11 protein-coding genes are annotated in these 14629 nt (G+C 38.5%); 3 read left to right on the top strand and 8 right to left on the bottom strand.

Annotated elements, in window-relative coordinates:
- Positions 1-2: 2 nt before the first annotated feature.
- Genes GFH32_RS02285 through GFH32_RS02255 form a run of 7 tightly spaced genes read right to left on the bottom strand, consistent with a single transcriptional unit; the run spans position 3 to position 9649 of the window.
- Positions 3-1346 carry a cytochrome c oxidase subunit II gene (locus GFH32_RS02285; RefSeq protein WP_153509535.1) on the bottom strand — a complete coding sequence of 448 codons (1344 nt, stop codon included), beginning with the start codon at positions 1344-1346 and terminating at the stop codon, positions 3-5.
- A 42-nt stretch (positions 1347-1388) separates the two neighbouring features.
- Positions 1389-2624 carry a quinol:cytochrome C oxidoreductase gene (locus tag GFH32_RS02280; RefSeq protein WP_153509534.1) on the bottom strand — a complete coding sequence of 412 codons (1236 nt, stop codon included), beginning with the start codon at positions 2622-2624 and terminating at the stop codon, positions 1389-1391.
- A gap of 18 nt (positions 2625-2642) precedes the next feature.
- Positions 2643-3272, bottom strand: coding sequence for a c-type cytochrome (locus GFH32_RS02275; protein ID WP_317162870.1), 630 nt, complete (start codon positions 3270-3272; stop codon positions 2643-2645).
- Positions 3265-3801, bottom strand: a complete 537-nt coding sequence (locus tag GFH32_RS02270; protein WP_153509532.1) for a DUF3341 domain-containing protein — start codon at positions 3799-3801, stop codon at positions 3265-3267. The genes GFH32_RS02275 and GFH32_RS02270 overlap by 8 nt, the downstream gene beginning before the upstream one ends.
- Positions 3802-3806: 5 nt before the next feature.
- Positions 3807-5288: an NrfD/PsrC family molybdoenzyme membrane anchor subunit gene (nrfD, locus tag GFH32_RS02265; protein ID WP_153509531.1), complete on the bottom strand. Its 1482-nt coding sequence runs from the start codon at positions 5286-5288 to the stop codon at positions 3807-3809.
- Between the two features lie 27 nt (positions 5289-5315).
- A complete protein-coding gene (locus GFH32_RS02260; protein WP_153509530.1) occupies positions 5316-8327 on the bottom strand; it encodes a TAT-variant-translocated molybdopterin oxidoreductase in 3012 nt (1003 codons plus the stop codon).
- A gap of 41 nt (positions 8328-8368) precedes the next feature.
- The gene (locus GFH32_RS02255; protein WP_153509529.1) at positions 8369-9649 is read right to left on the bottom strand and encodes a cytochrome c3 family protein; all 1281 of its coding nucleotides are present in this window, start codon (positions 9647-9649) and stop codon (positions 8369-8371) included.
- A 241-nt stretch (positions 9650-9890) separates the two neighbouring features.
- On the opposite strand from GFH32_RS02255, the gene GFH32_RS02250 reads away from it, so the two are divergent.
- Positions 9891-10349, top strand: coding sequence for a methionine-R-sulfoxide reductase (locus GFH32_RS02250; RefSeq protein WP_153509528.1), 459 nt, complete (start codon positions 9891-9893; stop codon positions 10347-10349).
- On the opposite strand, the gene GFH32_RS02245 is transcribed toward GFH32_RS02250, so the two are convergent.
- Entirely contained in the window at positions 10321-11349 is a 1029-nt protein-coding gene (locus GFH32_RS02245; protein ID WP_153509527.1) for a LacI family DNA-binding transcriptional regulator, read from the bottom strand. The genes GFH32_RS02250 and GFH32_RS02245 overlap by 29 nt on opposite strands.
- A gap of 159 nt (positions 11350-11508) precedes the next feature.
- Between GFH32_RS02245 and GFH32_RS02240 the strand changes: the two genes are divergently transcribed.
- Together GFH32_RS02240 and GFH32_RS02235 are read left to right on the top strand one after the other, a co-directional pair.
- Positions 11509-13773 carry a GH92 family glycosyl hydrolase gene (locus GFH32_RS02240; RefSeq protein ID WP_202111204.1) on the top strand — a complete coding sequence of 755 codons (2265 nt, stop codon included), beginning with the start codon at positions 11509-11511 and terminating at the stop codon, positions 13771-13773.
- 66 nt (positions 13774-13839) lie between these two features.
- On the top strand, positions 13840-14163 hold the full coding sequence (locus GFH32_RS02235; protein ID WP_153509526.1) for a DUF493 domain-containing protein: 324 nt from the start codon (positions 13840-13842) through the stop codon (positions 14161-14163).
- Positions 14164-14629 lie beyond the last annotated feature (466 nt).

Genomic DNA, 14629 nt, shown 5'->3' with positions numbered 1-14629 from the left:
AATTAATTTACTGAAGCTGCAATACGGCTCTCTTTCACTGTATTGTCTTCTTTTTGCGCGAATTCCTTTTGAAGATCCTCTGTAAAGAACTTAGCTTGTTTGCTTAACCATTCTTTATATTCAGCTTCAGAAACTACGATCACTTTTTTCTTCATATTGTAGTGACTACTTCCACAAATCTTAGCACATAACATGTAGAAATCGTAAGCAGGATCGTTCTGACGATCACGCATCTCTTCTGTCGTTACAGTCGGCGTGAATTGGAAGTAATTCGTCATACCTGGTACCGCATTAATTTGAACACGGAAATCAGGAATAAAGAATGAGTGAATAATATCTTTAGACATAATGTGGAAACGAACTGGTTTATTCACAGGAATAACAATCTCGTCACCTTTTACATCATCCCAAGAACTTTTATCGTTGAAATCAATACCGTAAGAGTTCGTCGGTGTAGTCAATTTATAATTACGTTTTCCAATCTGTCCATCATTACCTGGGTAACGAACTGTCCATTGAAATTGCTCACCTAACACTTCAATTTGTAGTGCAGACTTCTTCAAATCCTCTGGAATGTTAGTAATTGATCTCCAAGTAAAGAAACCAAATAAAACTAATACCGTCAATACAACAGCTGGAATGATAGTCCACAATCTCTCGATTGCATCATTGTGTGGATAATAGTAAGCTGTACGTTTAGCACGCATTCTATAAATTAATGAGAATGTCATTAATAAAATGTGAACTAATACTAAAACGATTGTAATAATTACCGTTGTAATAATAAACATTCGATCAATATCCTTACCATGCTCGGTAACAGCATCTCTCCATGCCCAGCTTCCCCAAACTGCATAACCATAATATGTAAATGCAAGGAAACCAATTAGGAAAACAAACAGAAGGACTGCCTGAACTGTATTACCAGCTAATGGATTATACTTTCCATTAACTCTTTTTGTAAGTGAATAAATCGAAAGAACTTTAAAAATTACTCCTACTACCGCACAAGCAATTAATAAAATAAAAACATAATACATCAGGTTCTTATAAACCTGAGGATCAATTTTCTTTTCTTCTTTAGGTGCTGCCGCTGCCGTACTAGACGATGACGAACTAGAAGCTGCTGCAACAGTCGTCGAATCAGTCGCCGCCGGAGCTACTGCCGAATCCGCAACCGTAGTTGCCGCTGAGTCTGCCGGAGCAGCTACAGCTGCCTGCTCGGTTTGGGTAGCAACGGTAGCCGTATCCTGAATGGAAGCAAAGGTAGGTGCAGCCAACATCATGTTGATCGCTAATAAACCTCCAACTAAGGACTTGAATCTGTTATTTAATGTAAACTTCATTTTTTTATAAGACGTTTGAACGTTATTCCAACTTTATCTTTACTATATCTGATGATGTAAACTTTCATCAAGAAGTGGATGATGCTTAGGAGCTAAGGCATGTTTACTCAATTTAGATAATACTAAGAAAGTAAATAGACCAGCAAATCCAATAGCAGTACCGATCTCTACAAAACCAAATCCTCTGTGCGATGCAACAGTACCTGGCATAATCATAATATAGTAATCTAACCAGTGACCACATAATAACATAATAGCCACGAATAACATTACATTTTGCTTACGCTTAGCATCTCTGTCCACTAATAATAATAATGGCGCCACAAAGTTAATAATAATGCTTAACCAAAACCAAGGTTTGTACTCAGGTTCCCAACGTTTATAAAAATAAACCGTCTCCTCTGGAATGTTCGAATACCAAATCAACATGAATTGCGCAAACCAAACGTAACACCAGAAGATAGAAAAACCAAACATTAACTTACCTAAGTCATGAAGGTGGTTCTCGTTAACCCAAGCCATATAGCCAGCTTTCTTAACAAGAACAAGAATAATAACAATAGCAGAAATACCACTAACCCACATTGCTGCAAAGTTATACCAACCGAACATCGTAGAGAACCAGTGTGCCTCTAAAGACATAATAGTATCAAATGACCAAATTGGAGTTGTAAATCCGAAGATTACTAAAAAGATAGCAGATAACTTAAATCCTTTTTTGTAAGAATTTAATCCACCTTGCAAATCTTCATTGTATGATAATTTCGCTAGAATAAAAGCAAAAATACTGTAACTACCCATGAATAATACTTGACGAATCAAGAATCCAGGTACATTTAAGAAAGCAGCTTTACCAGCTACCAATTTATCATAGTGTGGACTGTTTGGATCCGTTAACCCTTCTGCATGCCAGTGGTGGTATAGGTTATGTGTTGTTAAACCTAAACCGACAATCACTAAAAGTAAGATAGAAGCGATTGGCAATACACTTGCCATTGCCTGAGGGATACGAATTAATCCGGCAGACCAACCAGATTGAGTTACTAATTGTAACGCTACGAAAAAAGCGCCAGCAGCACATACACAAGTGAAATAATAGCCCATCAATAATAAATTGGCATATGTACGCTCAACCATGATATGGTCACTGGAAAGTAAGCCAAGTGCAACTGCGGCAATTCCTACAACGATTGCAACTAAGCTCAACACCTTAGCGATGCCGGCGAATTGAAATTGCTCGCTGAAATTATAATCGTGATGATGATTGTGAGTTCCCATTTATAATATCGATGTTAATTATTTTTTTTGTAATTCATGAACGTACATAACCACTTTCCAACGCTCCTCTGGTGTCAATTGAGACGCATGTGCACCCATTGAGTTGTATCCATAAGTGATGGTGTGATAAATTTTTCCGTCCGTTAATTCTGACATTTTACCACCTCTAGATGATGGAATACCAGCAGATTGATGATACGATGGTGGAGGAGGGAAATTCTCTAAAGCTCTAGTTCCTCTAGAATCAGTAACAGATCTATCTTTTGTGATAGGACCATCACCAGCACCGTCTTTACCATGACATACCGCACAGTATGTTAAAAATAACGTCTCTCCTTGCGCTAAATTTGCTTGATTAACAAGCAATGGATTCTTAACTTCCGCGCCAGCTAACTGATAGCCTTCAACGGTATTTGGATAATCAAAACGCTCGAAACCTAGCGGAGTACTTCCCGATGGAGGTAACTGCGCTGTTTGCTTATTCTTAAAGTTATCATTCGGCTGATCCGGATTAAAAGCAATCGGATCATACATATTTCTCGAGAATTCTAAACCTGTACTGCGTGTAGTACCATCTCCGCAGGCAGAAACTACTGCAGCTAACGCAGCAGCAACACATACAGTTCCAAGAAAATTCTTCTTATTCATAGCTAACATATTTTCTTTCATTGTATTTAACTTCTACTGCTCCTGCTTCTTTCAATAGATTATCGATTAATGCATGATCAGTGTTTTCACGAGCATCAACTGCAATAATAAATCTGTCGTCCGTAGCACGTAGATCCATTACACGTGGAGCACGCCCTGGAAACAAATGGTTACGGTAGAAGAATGTAGCAACCATCCCTAAAGCACAGATTAAAATAGTAACCTCAAAAGTTACTGGCACAAAGTTAGGTAGAGGCATTGAAGGCTTTCCACCAATATTCATCGGCCAATCGTAAGCCATTGTGTAAAACAATAAACTAAAACCTAAGATGGTACCTGTTGCGCCAAAAAGAAATGCTGCAATTGGTAAACGTGATGGCTTTACTCCCAATTTCGCCTCAATACCGTGGATAGGCATTGGTGTGAAACAATCGTAAATGCTAATATTATTTGCTTGCAACTTGTCAATCCCGTGCATCATTTCATCAGGATCCGCAAAACTACCTAGTATATATTTTGTATTGCTCATTGCTCCTATTTTTTACGTAATTCTTTAATATCCTCTTCTGTTACTGTGTCGTATTTCTCCAAAGAATTTTTGAAGAACTCAACTTGATCCTCAGGGAAAGCACCTTCTTGAACAAGTTTAGTTTTTTGTTGTAAACTCGCGCTCTTCAACAATAACTTAACCTCTGCAATCGCAATACCTGGTAAGAAACGAAGGAACAATAAGAATAAAGTGAAGAATAAACCAATTGATCCAACGAAGATACCTACGTCAACCCATGTTGGATAGAACATCGCCCATGAAGATGGTAAGTAATCGCGGTGTAATGAAGTAACGATAATTACGAAACGTTCAAACCACATACCGATGTTTACAACAATCGATAATACCCATGAAATTGGAATACTTGTTCTAATTTTCTTAAACCAGAACAACTGCGGAGAGATTACGTTACATGTCATCATCGCCCAGTATGCCCAAGCATAAGGACCCGCAACACGGTTAGCAAATGCATACATCTCGTATTCTGAACCAGAATACCAAGCAATGAACAACTCTGTTAAATAAGCGATACCTACGATAGAACCTGTTGTCATGATGATTTTGTTCATCGCTTCAATATGGAACATCGTAATGTAGTCCTCAAAGTTCATTACCTTACGAAGGATTAATAATAATGTTTGTACCATCGCGAAACCTGAGAAAATCGCTCCAGCAACGAAGTATGGAGGGAAAATCGTGGTGTGCCATCCAGGAATTACCGAAGTAGCAAAGTCCATAGATACGATAGTGTGTACGGAAAGTACTAAAGGAGTTGAGATACCAGCTAAGATCAATGAAACGATCTCAAAACGCTGCCAAGTCTTTACAGAACCATTCCATCCAAAAGAAAGAATCGAATAAATTCTACGTTTTAAACCCGTTGCACGGTCACGAACAGACGCGATATCCGGTAATAAACCACAGTACCAAAATACTAAGGAAACTGTGAAATATGTAGAGATCGCAAATGCATCCCATACAAGCGGTGAGTTAAAGTTTACCCAAAGTGAACCAAATTGATTTGGTAATGGGAAAATCCAGTATGCTAACCATGGGCGACCCATGTGAGCAACTACATACGTTGCAGCACAGATTACGGCAAAGATAGTCATCGCCTCAGCCGAACGGTTAATGGAGTTACGCCAGTTTTGACGGAAAAGTAATAGTACAGCAGAAATTAGGGTTCCGGCGTGACCAATACCCACCCACCATACGAAGTCGGTGATATCCCAAGCCCAACCTACGGTTTTGTTCAAACCCCATGCGCCGATACCTGTCCAGAAAGTATATCCAACACTTACTACCCATAACATTGCTCCTAGGACAGCTACTGTAAAGCCAATCCACCAAGCTTTGTTCGGTTTATTTTCAACCGGTAGCAAGATATCATCTGTAACTTTTGCATACGTGATATTCTTGCCGGTTACTAATGGTTCTCTTAATATTGATTCGTTATGCGATGACATAGTTATTTTATTTCAGTATTGAATAAATTACGCTTCAAATGTGTTTCTTACCTTAGTCATGTAACCAATATTTGGTTGCACGTTGATTTCTTCTAGTACGTAATAAACACGCTCGTTACGTAGTGCTTTTGAAACTTCTGATTCTGGATCGTTAGCATCTCCAAAGATAATCGCATTTGCAGAACATGCCGATTGACACGCCATTTTGATATCTCCGTCTTTTACTTTACGATTTTCGATCTTAGCTTTCAATTTACCAGCTTGAATACGTTGGATACACATTGAACATTTCTCCATAACCCCACGAGAACGTGTTGTTACATCTGGATTCAATACTAATTGTGTAAACTCGTTGTTTAAGTAGTTGTCAAAGCGTGAATCATTCCAGTAGTTAAACCAGTTAAAACGACGTACTTTATATGGACAGTTGTTTGCACAGTAACGAGTACCGAAACAACGGTTGTAAGCCATATGGTTTAGACCTTCTGAAGAGTGAACAGTCGCTAATACCGGACATACAGTCTCACATGGAGCATGCTCACAGTGTTGACATAACATCGGTTGATGAACAACAGTTACATCTTCATAATCTAATCCTTCCGCATCCGCAATATCATTCTCTTTTGTAAGTTTCGCTTCACCACTATTGATTGTATAGTAACGGTCAATACGCAACCAGTGCATCTCACGACGACGACGAACCTCATCACGTCCAACAACTGGAATGTTATTTTCAACGTTACATGCAACAATACATGATCCACAACCCGTACAAGCATTCAAATCGATTGCCATCACCCAACGGTGACCTGGTTGCTCAAACTTATTCCATAAGTCATAAGATTGATGCGTATCTGCAAAACGACCAGACTCTGAATTCGGATCTTTTAAATATTTAGCGAAAGATGTTTCGCGGATAATATTACGTCCTTCAATCGTATGATGCGTTTGTGTTTGCGCTAATTCGTAGATACCAGAAGCTTTCGTAACAGTAGCTTTAGCTGTAAATTGAACTGTACCATTTACTAAACTTGCAAATGGATAAGCATTCACACCTACATTGTTACCCGCTTTACCAACCTTAGTACGACCATAACCAACGGCTACAGATACAGTACCTTTTGCTTGACCTGGTTGTAATATAACTGGCAAATCAACTTTATAGCCGTTTGCTTCAACAGTTACTTTTCCAGTTTCTTTAACACCTAACTCCGCAGCATCCTGTGGATTAATCGCTGCGTAGTTGTCCCAAGTTACTTTGGATACTGGATCAGGCAATTCTTGTAAGTATGCGTTATTTGCAAAACGACCATCTCTCAATGTTGTAGATTCGTATAATTTCAATTCTACAGCACCAGAAATACGTTTGCTATCATTAGCGATAGCCGCTGCAACCGCATTTACATCAACTGCCGCAGTGTATGAAGAACCCGTAGCTGATCCTTTAAATACAAAACCTTGTTGTAAAACATCTTTCCACGTTTTACCTGTTCCTGCTAATATATTTGTTTCCCAGTTTTCTTTTACAAAGTCATGAATTGGCTTAGTAACACCAGCCCAAACTAACAATGACTGTTCAACCTGACGTGTATTAAATACTGGATTAATTGTCGGTTGAATGATAGTAAACAATCCTTCTTTTGATGATGAATCACCCCAAGCTTCTAAGAACGTACAGTTTGGTGCAATCGCTTTCAATTCTGAAGCTGTTTCATCCGCGCGATCTGCGAAAGATACCGAATAATCGATTTTCGCAATTGCTGCTTTAACATCATCAGTTTTGAAATAATCATAAACAGGATTACTGTTTAAGAAGAATGCTACACCAACTTGTCCTGCTTTTGCAGCAGTTAAAAATTGTTGGAATGCCGCGTCAGAACCTTGGTATTGTTTAGAGTAATTATCTAAATCGATAATTGCTCCGTAAGCACCTAAAGCTGTATTGATCGCATTTACTAGTAATTGAACATTCGAATCATTAGAACCCGCAACAACTAAGGCAGAACCTTTCGCCGATACCAATTCTTTTGCCGCTAATGCAATTACTTTCTTCGCTTTCGCATTATTAGAACCACCAGCAATTGATTGACCTGTAATCTCATTGTATAATGAAACTAAAACAGCTCCTTCTTCTGATGGCTTAATCGCAACACGTGCATCCGCATTTGAACCTGTCATCGATAGACCTGATTCAAATTGAATATGACGTGACATTTTACCGCCTTTTAGCGATTTATGATCACGATTCTTAATGTAATCTTGTGTATGCTCCTCACCTGCTACCCATGATCCTAGGAAGTCTGCTGCTACTGATACAACAACTTGTGCCTTATCAAAATGGTACGATGGGATAACTGCTTTTCCAAATGCCGCTTTATTTGCTTCAATGATACCGCTATAAGAAACAGCGTCAACTTGAACCAAATTAGTCGTTGGGTATTTTACAGCTAAAGCAGCAATTGCCGCTAAAGTTGTTGGGCTATTTACTGTATTGGCAACAATCGTAATTTGTTTACCAGCTCCTTGCGCCTTGTTTAAAGCATCAACAACCGCTTTATCCAATTGAGACCACTCTACATCCTTTCCTCCAATTTGAGGGTTCTGTAATTTGGACATATCGTATAAGTCAAGTACAGAAGCCGCTGTCTGCGCATCAGTACCTTGATTTAATCCAACTGAATTCGGGTTAGCCTCTAAAGAGATCGGACGACCTTCACGAGTTCTTACAATTACACTCTGACCATTGAATGATGACGCGTAAAAGTTAGGGATACCCGGAGTTACCTCCTCAGGCTTGATTACATAAGGTACAGCCTTATGAATCGGCGTACGGTTACATGCAGCTAAAGTTACAGCACCTAATCCAAAGCCTAATGCCTTCAAGAAGTCACGACGAGGAGTTTTAGTACTTAAACCCGCTTCATTTAACACATCTTCTACGGGAATAGGTTCAGCAAACTCCCCCTTGCTTCCTTCGACAAAAGCTGGAGTCTGATTTAACTCTTCTAAACCTTTCCAATATTTTTTATTGCTTTCCATTTAAGCTATATATAAGATTCCGTATTTCTAATTATATTCTATTAATAGTGACACTTACCACACTCTAATCCACCAATCATCGCAGCAGTCATCTTCTCACCTTTTTTCAACTTCTCGTGCGCTTTAATCAATTGATCGTAATATGCGTTATCGCCATTTACTTCTGTTGTTTTGTGACAATCAACACACCATTTCATCGTTAATGGAGAGTACTGATATACTTCTTCCATATCCTGAATTGGACCGTGACAAGTTTGACACTCAACTCCCGCTACAACAACGTGTTGTGAGTGGTTGAAATATGCAAAATCAGGCAAGTTATGGATTCGAACCCATTCGATTGGACGCGGATTATTTCCGTAAGTTTTTGTCTCTGGATCAAAATCAACCGCACGATAGATTTTCAAAATCTCTGGTGAAATCTCACCGTCATAATGATCTGAAGCTGTTACTGTATTGTGACAGTTCATACACACATTCGCCGATGGAATTGAAGCATTTTTAGATTTAAATGCACCACCGTGACAGTATTGACATTCAATTTGGTTTACACCCGCGTGAATTTGGTGAGAGAACTTAATTGGCTGTACAGGCTTGTAACCTTCGTGTACACCAACGTTCCACATCGCCTTCCAGCCAGCAGCACCTAATAAGCCAACCACCATTAAGACAACAAAGAAAACAAGCTTCTTGTTCTTTAAGAATGCTTTCGCAAACTTAGCGTAACTACTTTCACCAGCTTCCTCGTAGGCTGCTTGATTCGCAGCGATTGTTGCTTGGTTTGCAGAAATTACTTTCTCTAAGGTTTTTGTAACACGGTTCAAAGCAAAAATAACAGCTACTGCAACAACGAATAAGGCAACTAAACCTAAAATCATCATTGTACTAGCATTGCTATTCTCTGCAGCACCTCCAGCCGGAGCTTTTGCAGCTTTTTCAGCTAACTTAACTTCCTCAGCTTTTAAAAAGGCAATGATATCTTTGATATCAGTCTCTGATAAATGAGCGTAAGGAGCCATCATTGTCGGATACTCTGCCTTCAATTCAACGGCTTGCTTATCACCTGAATCAACCATTCCCTGCGGGTTATGAACCCACTTAATAATCCAAGCCTCTTCGCGACGCTCAGATAATCCCTTTAAATCTGGACCAGTAATTTTCTTACCAACAGCGTGACAAGAATTACAAGCGTTCGATTTGAAGAGCGCTGCACCATTCGCGGCATCCTGTGCTTGCGAGGTTGTTGTAACGGCAAATAACAATACCAAACTGATCGATATTGACTTCGCAAGTCTTCCCAAAACGGATGAGATATTTCTCATATTTAGCACTTTATACTATTTTATGTGTAATAATTAATTGTTGACACTTCCAGCATGTACACAAAAGCGTACAAAACAATGCACAAAAGTATAACTTATTAAGCAATCCCTGACAATCTGATGACGTAATTTATCAATTTATAATCATTCTAAATAGTTATCATATAATCGTCATAAAGTGCCCTAAATATAACAATAATGTGATTTTATCCTGCGCTTTTATTATTATCTTAGTGTTACTATGAAATGGTTAATTTTCTTAATCGCCTATTTTTTATTTACAAGTTGTGCGCAATCACAATCAAAGGATACCCCCAAGACTATGAACGAGGAAACGAAATACAATAAATTGACGCCAGAAGAGGAATATGTTATTCTTCATAAAGGAACCGAACGCCCCTTCACAGGTGAGCTATTAGACAATAAAGTTACTGGAACCTATATCTGTCGTCGTTGTGATGCCCCTTTATATGAATCGACAGCGAAGTTTGAGTCACATTGTGGCTGGCCAAGTTTTGATGATGAAATACCAGGAGCAGTTCGAAGAGAGATTGATGTAGACGGTCGAAGAACCGAAATATTATGTGCGAAATGTGGAGCCCACTTAGGTCATGTTTTTGAGGGTGAAGGATTCACCGCCAAAAACACGAGACATTGTGTAAATTCTATTTCTATGAAGTTTGTTCCTTCAGCTCATTAACCGTAGCGGACGAACCGCGAACTAACAATTCACAAGGAATTACAATCTTTTGTAGTTCCTTATTTTTTCCTTTTATTTCGTTCAATAGCGTGTGAATAAGTTCATTCGCTATCGCACTGGTGTCTTGCGTTACCACTGAAATATCTGGTTCATGTAGCTTAAATAACGTGTGGTCATCAAAGGCGACCATATTCGGTAAATCAATGCCATATTCCTTAACGGCTTTTAAACCATCAATTGCCAAGTAATTCGTCGCAAACAAAACAGCATCTAAGTTATTTTCGTGAATAAAACTATAAAGTTGCTCAACAACCGATTGCTCATTTTCATCCATTCGAACCTTTTTGATATAGGCTTGCTGCTGAAAATCATCAACTGCTTTCATATAGCCCTCTAATCGATCCCGCATTTGTGTTTGATTCGAATACAGCGAAACAAAACCAACTTTCTTATTTTTAGGATTATCTAATAAATGCTTTGTCGCTTCATAGGCACCCTTGAAATTGTCTAGAACGACATAATGTGTTTCCAATTGCGGAATATAACGATCAAATAAAACCAAAGGGACATTGTTCTTATTCAAATTACTTAGGGTTTCTTCTAGCCCTTCTGGCGGTGTAATAATGTATCCATCGACTTGGCGATCATAAAATAATTGTATGAGTTCCTTTGCCTTGGTCGCATCATTGTCCATACTACAGTAGATAATATGGTACCCGTTTTCATAGGCAATACGTTCAATATATTTGGCAACGTTCGAGAAAAAAGGATTTGAGATATCCTCGACGATAAGTCCCAATATTTTAGACTGTCCGGTTCGTAAACTTTGTGCCAATTGATTTGGCTTGTACCCTACTTTTTTAACATACTCTAAAACTCGCTTCGTCAAACTCTCGCTAATACGCTTTTCTTTGGCTTTTCCATTCAGAATAAAAGAAACAGTAGTCACAGAAACTCCAAGAGTTTTTGCAATATCACTAATTAAAATACGTTTTCTCATGTTAGGTCAACAGTGGATTATTGGGATAATTACCAAATATATAATTTCAGCTAAATTTTAGCAAACAAATGCTAAATTAATTGCTAAAAACTTAGCTAAAAGGTTTTATATTAAAAATAACGCTACTTTTGTGTCTATACACTATTATTAACGAATATTATGATTTTTCATTGCCCTCAGATTACCAAATACTTGAGTATATGCGTGTTGATGTCTTTTCAATTCGGCATATGCCAAGCGCAGAAATTAACAAATTACGTTGATCCCTTTATCGGAACGGGCGGACACGGACACACGTTCCCTGGTGCAACAGTTCCTTTCGCATTAGTACAATTATCACCCGATAACGGCAAAAACGGATGGGATTGGGTGAGTGGTTATCATATTTCATCAGACTCAATTGCCGGCTTCAGTCATATGCATTTGAGCGGAACAGGTATCGGCGATTGGCTTGATGTTGCTGTCATGCCCATGTTAAAACCCATACAAAAAGAAAAGATAGATACCCGTGTCTCTTTTTCTCACAAAAACGAACAAGCAAGCCCAGGATTTTATTCGGTCCTATTAGACAATCAGATTAAGGTCAACTTGACATCGACTGAACGGGTCGGATATCACCAATATACCTATCCTACTGGATCTGAACCAACCATACGTTTAGATCTAAATCACGCCTATAATTGGGATAAGCCTACCAACACTGAAATTAGCATCTTAAATGATAGTACTGTCGTTGGAAAACGCTATTCCTATGGATGGGCAAACCAACAACACATCTATTTTGCAATCCGATTTGCTAAACCTTTTACATACTATTTATTAAACGGAAAAGCAACAAAGAATAAAGTTATTGCATTCGATTCCAAAAAAGACTCGAAGCAAGAAGCCACCGTAAACGCACAATTTACCTTCCCGAATCAAAGCCAAGTAGAAATGAAAGTCGCGCTTTCAACCAGTAGTATGGCGAATGCGCAACAAGCCCTAAATGAAATTTCAAATTGGTCTTTCCCTCAAGTAAAAAAAGCTGCCGACGAAAAATGGGAAAAAGAACTAAGTAAAATAAAAATCGAAACGAATGACGATCGCATTAAGCGAATCTTCTATTCTGCGTTATACCATACCGCGATCTCTCCAACCTTATATTCTGATCAAGATGGATCTTACAAGAATTACAAAGGAGAATCCCATAAAATGCCAAATCATGGACAACGCTACACTCTATTCTCCTTATGGGATACTTTTAGAGCCCTCAATCCATTATTTACAATTACACAAGCTGAGCGGTATAGCGATATAGTAAATAGCATGCTCGCCTTTTACGATGAAAATGGACTTTTGCCTGTATGGGACTTAAGCACCTTTGAAACCAATACTATGACGGGTTATCACGCAATCTCGGTTATTGCTGACGCCATATTAAAAGATTGGCCAGGCCTAGACCAAGAACGTGCCTACCGAGCGATGTTAGCAAGCGCAAATCAGTCAATACGCGAGGTGCCCGCATATATTGAATACGGATATGTGCCGCAAGATGTAAATGGCGGTTCAGTCACTAAAACATTAGAATATGCATTCGATGACTATTGTATTTCTCTTGTTGCAAAAAAGTTAGGCAAACAAGACGATTTCATCAAATTCACCAAAAGAGCGAAAAACTACATCAATCACTTCGATCCAAACTCAGGTTTTATGCGCGCGCGACTGAAAAACGGAAAATTTATGGAGCCATTCGATCCTTTTCACTCTGAACACGATTTCGAAAAAAGTCAATACATCGAAGGAAATGCATGGCAACATTCATTCTTTGTACCCCACGACGTACGCGGTCTTGACAAACTATTCCCGAAAAAAGGTGGCTTAGAAAAAATGCTTGATACACTTTTTAAAGCACCTTCCGAAATGACAGGAGAAAACCAATCGCCCGATGCCTCTGGATTTATTGGTCAATATGCCCACGGAAATGAGCCTAGCCATCACATTGCATATATGTATAGTTACATCGGCAAACCTTGGAAGACGCAAGAGAAGGTACGCGCAATTATTGATTCCATGTATCATGATGTCCCAGATGGTTATGCAGGCAACGAAGATGCAGGACAAATGAGCGCTTGGGCAGTCTGGTCAATGATGGGATTATACCCCGCTTCACCAGTCAACGGCGAGTATGTATTCGGAAGCCCAACCATTGATGCGGCAACAATTAAAATGCCGAATGGTAACAGCTTCAGCATCAAAGTAAAAAACAACAGTAAAAAGAATGTCTATATTAATTCCATCAAATTAGATGGCAAAAAATATACAAAATCCTATATTCGTCATCAAGATATGTTGACTCCTCATGAGCTGGTTATTGAAATGACAGATAAGCCAAACAAGAGGTTTGGCATGAAGCGAAAAGACCAACCGAGCTCCATGGAAAATTAGAACACATTGTCATGTTTCTACATTAGGTATACATTTTGATATCAAAAGAGAAAGGAGAATAATAAAATGAGTGATTTCAATAACATTGACATAAAAGATATCCAAGACAACAGTAACGGTCAGGATTTCTTCAAAAATTTTAAAGAGAAATTGATGGAAGTTGAACAATTTCCTTCTATTTATACTTTTAAATTTATCGTAAAAACAGATACTGATCAAGCCGAAAAGGTTAAAGCAATCTTTACACATGCTTCAGCAAAGTTTTCAGAAAAAACATCTTCAGCCGGAAAATACACATCGTTGACGATAGAAAACTACGTAAACTCAGCTGATGAAGTAGTCGATTACTATAAAAAAGTAGGGGAAATACCCGATGTAATGATGCTATAAAAGAATAAGAATTAGCATAAGACTAATTTTCATAAAAAAGGCTTTCTAAGAAATTAGAAAGCCTTTTCTTTTACCTCCACTATTCAGTCTTGCAATCGCAAACCTTCTTTGTAATTGGTCAGACTAGCGACTTTCTCGACTCTCCTCCGTACCTTCTTCGAAGAATTCAAAGCCAACTTGAAGTGAATATTGAAGAAAACCAATCTTCTGTTTTAGCAGACGATTTAAATAAGCCAGCATTCCTTATTATTCATTATTCGTAAGGGTGCTACTATAACTGTTTTTTATTACAACGCCCGCATCGACGCTAACATCTTATCGTGCAATCCGATAAAGGTGTCATATTGACAGCAAATTATAACTTCCTTACTTAAGGAAATTCAAGCAAAATTTACGCAAACTATCAATTTTCTCAGGGAGGGTTACATAAATATACCACTCTAATTTTCGTTACACATATACATTT

This window comes from Sphingobacteruim zhuxiongii, from assembly GCF_009557615.1.
Classification (GTDB): domain Bacteria; phylum Bacteroidota; class Bacteroidia; order Sphingobacteriales; family Sphingobacteriaceae; genus Sphingobacterium; species Sphingobacterium zhuxiongii.
This window is presented reverse-complemented; position numbering and strand designations above follow the sequence as displayed.

Bases quoted from the DNA above. Each gene is read 5' to 3' on its own strand.
- GFH32_RS02250 (WP_153509528.1), top strand. From the start codon at position 9,891: ATGAAATGGTTAATTTTCTTAATCGCCTATTTTTTATTTACAAGTTGT.
- GFH32_RS02280 (WP_153509534.1), bottom strand. From the start codon at position 2,624: ATGGGAACTCACAATCATCATCACGATTATAATTTCAGCGAGCAATTT.
- GFH32_RS02255 (WP_153509529.1), bottom strand. From the start codon at position 9,649: ATGAGAAATATCTCATCCGTTTTGGGAAGACTTGCGAAGTCAATATCG.
- nrfD (WP_153509531.1), bottom strand. From the start codon at position 5,288: ATGTCATCGCATAACGAATCAATATTAAGAGAACCATTAGTAACCGGC.
- GFH32_RS02260 (WP_153509530.1), bottom strand. From the start codon at position 8,327: ATGGAAAGCAATAAAAAATATTGGAAAGGTTTAGAAGAGTTAAATCAG.
- GFH32_RS02285 (WP_153509535.1), bottom strand. From the start codon at position 1,346: ATGAAGTTTACATTAAATAACAGATTCAAGTCCTTAGTTGGAGGTTTA.
- GFH32_RS02245 (WP_153509527.1), bottom strand. From the start codon at position 11,349: ATGAGAAAACGTATTTTAATTAGTGATATTGCAAAAACTCTTGGAGTT.
- GFH32_RS02270 (WP_153509532.1), bottom strand. From the start codon at position 3,801: ATGAGCAATACAAAATATATACTAGGTAGTTTTGCGGATCCTGATGAA.
- GFH32_RS02240 (WP_202111204.1), top strand. From the start codon at position 11,509: ATGATTTTTCATTGCCCTCAGATTACCAAATACTTGAGTATATGCGTG.
- GFH32_RS02275 (WP_317162870.1), bottom strand. From the start codon at position 3,272: ATGAATAAGAAGAATTTTCTTGGAACTGTATGTGTTGCTGCTGCGTTA.
- GFH32_RS02235 (WP_153509526.1), top strand. From the start codon at position 13,840: ATGAGTGATTTCAATAACATTGACATAAAAGATATCCAAGACAACAGT.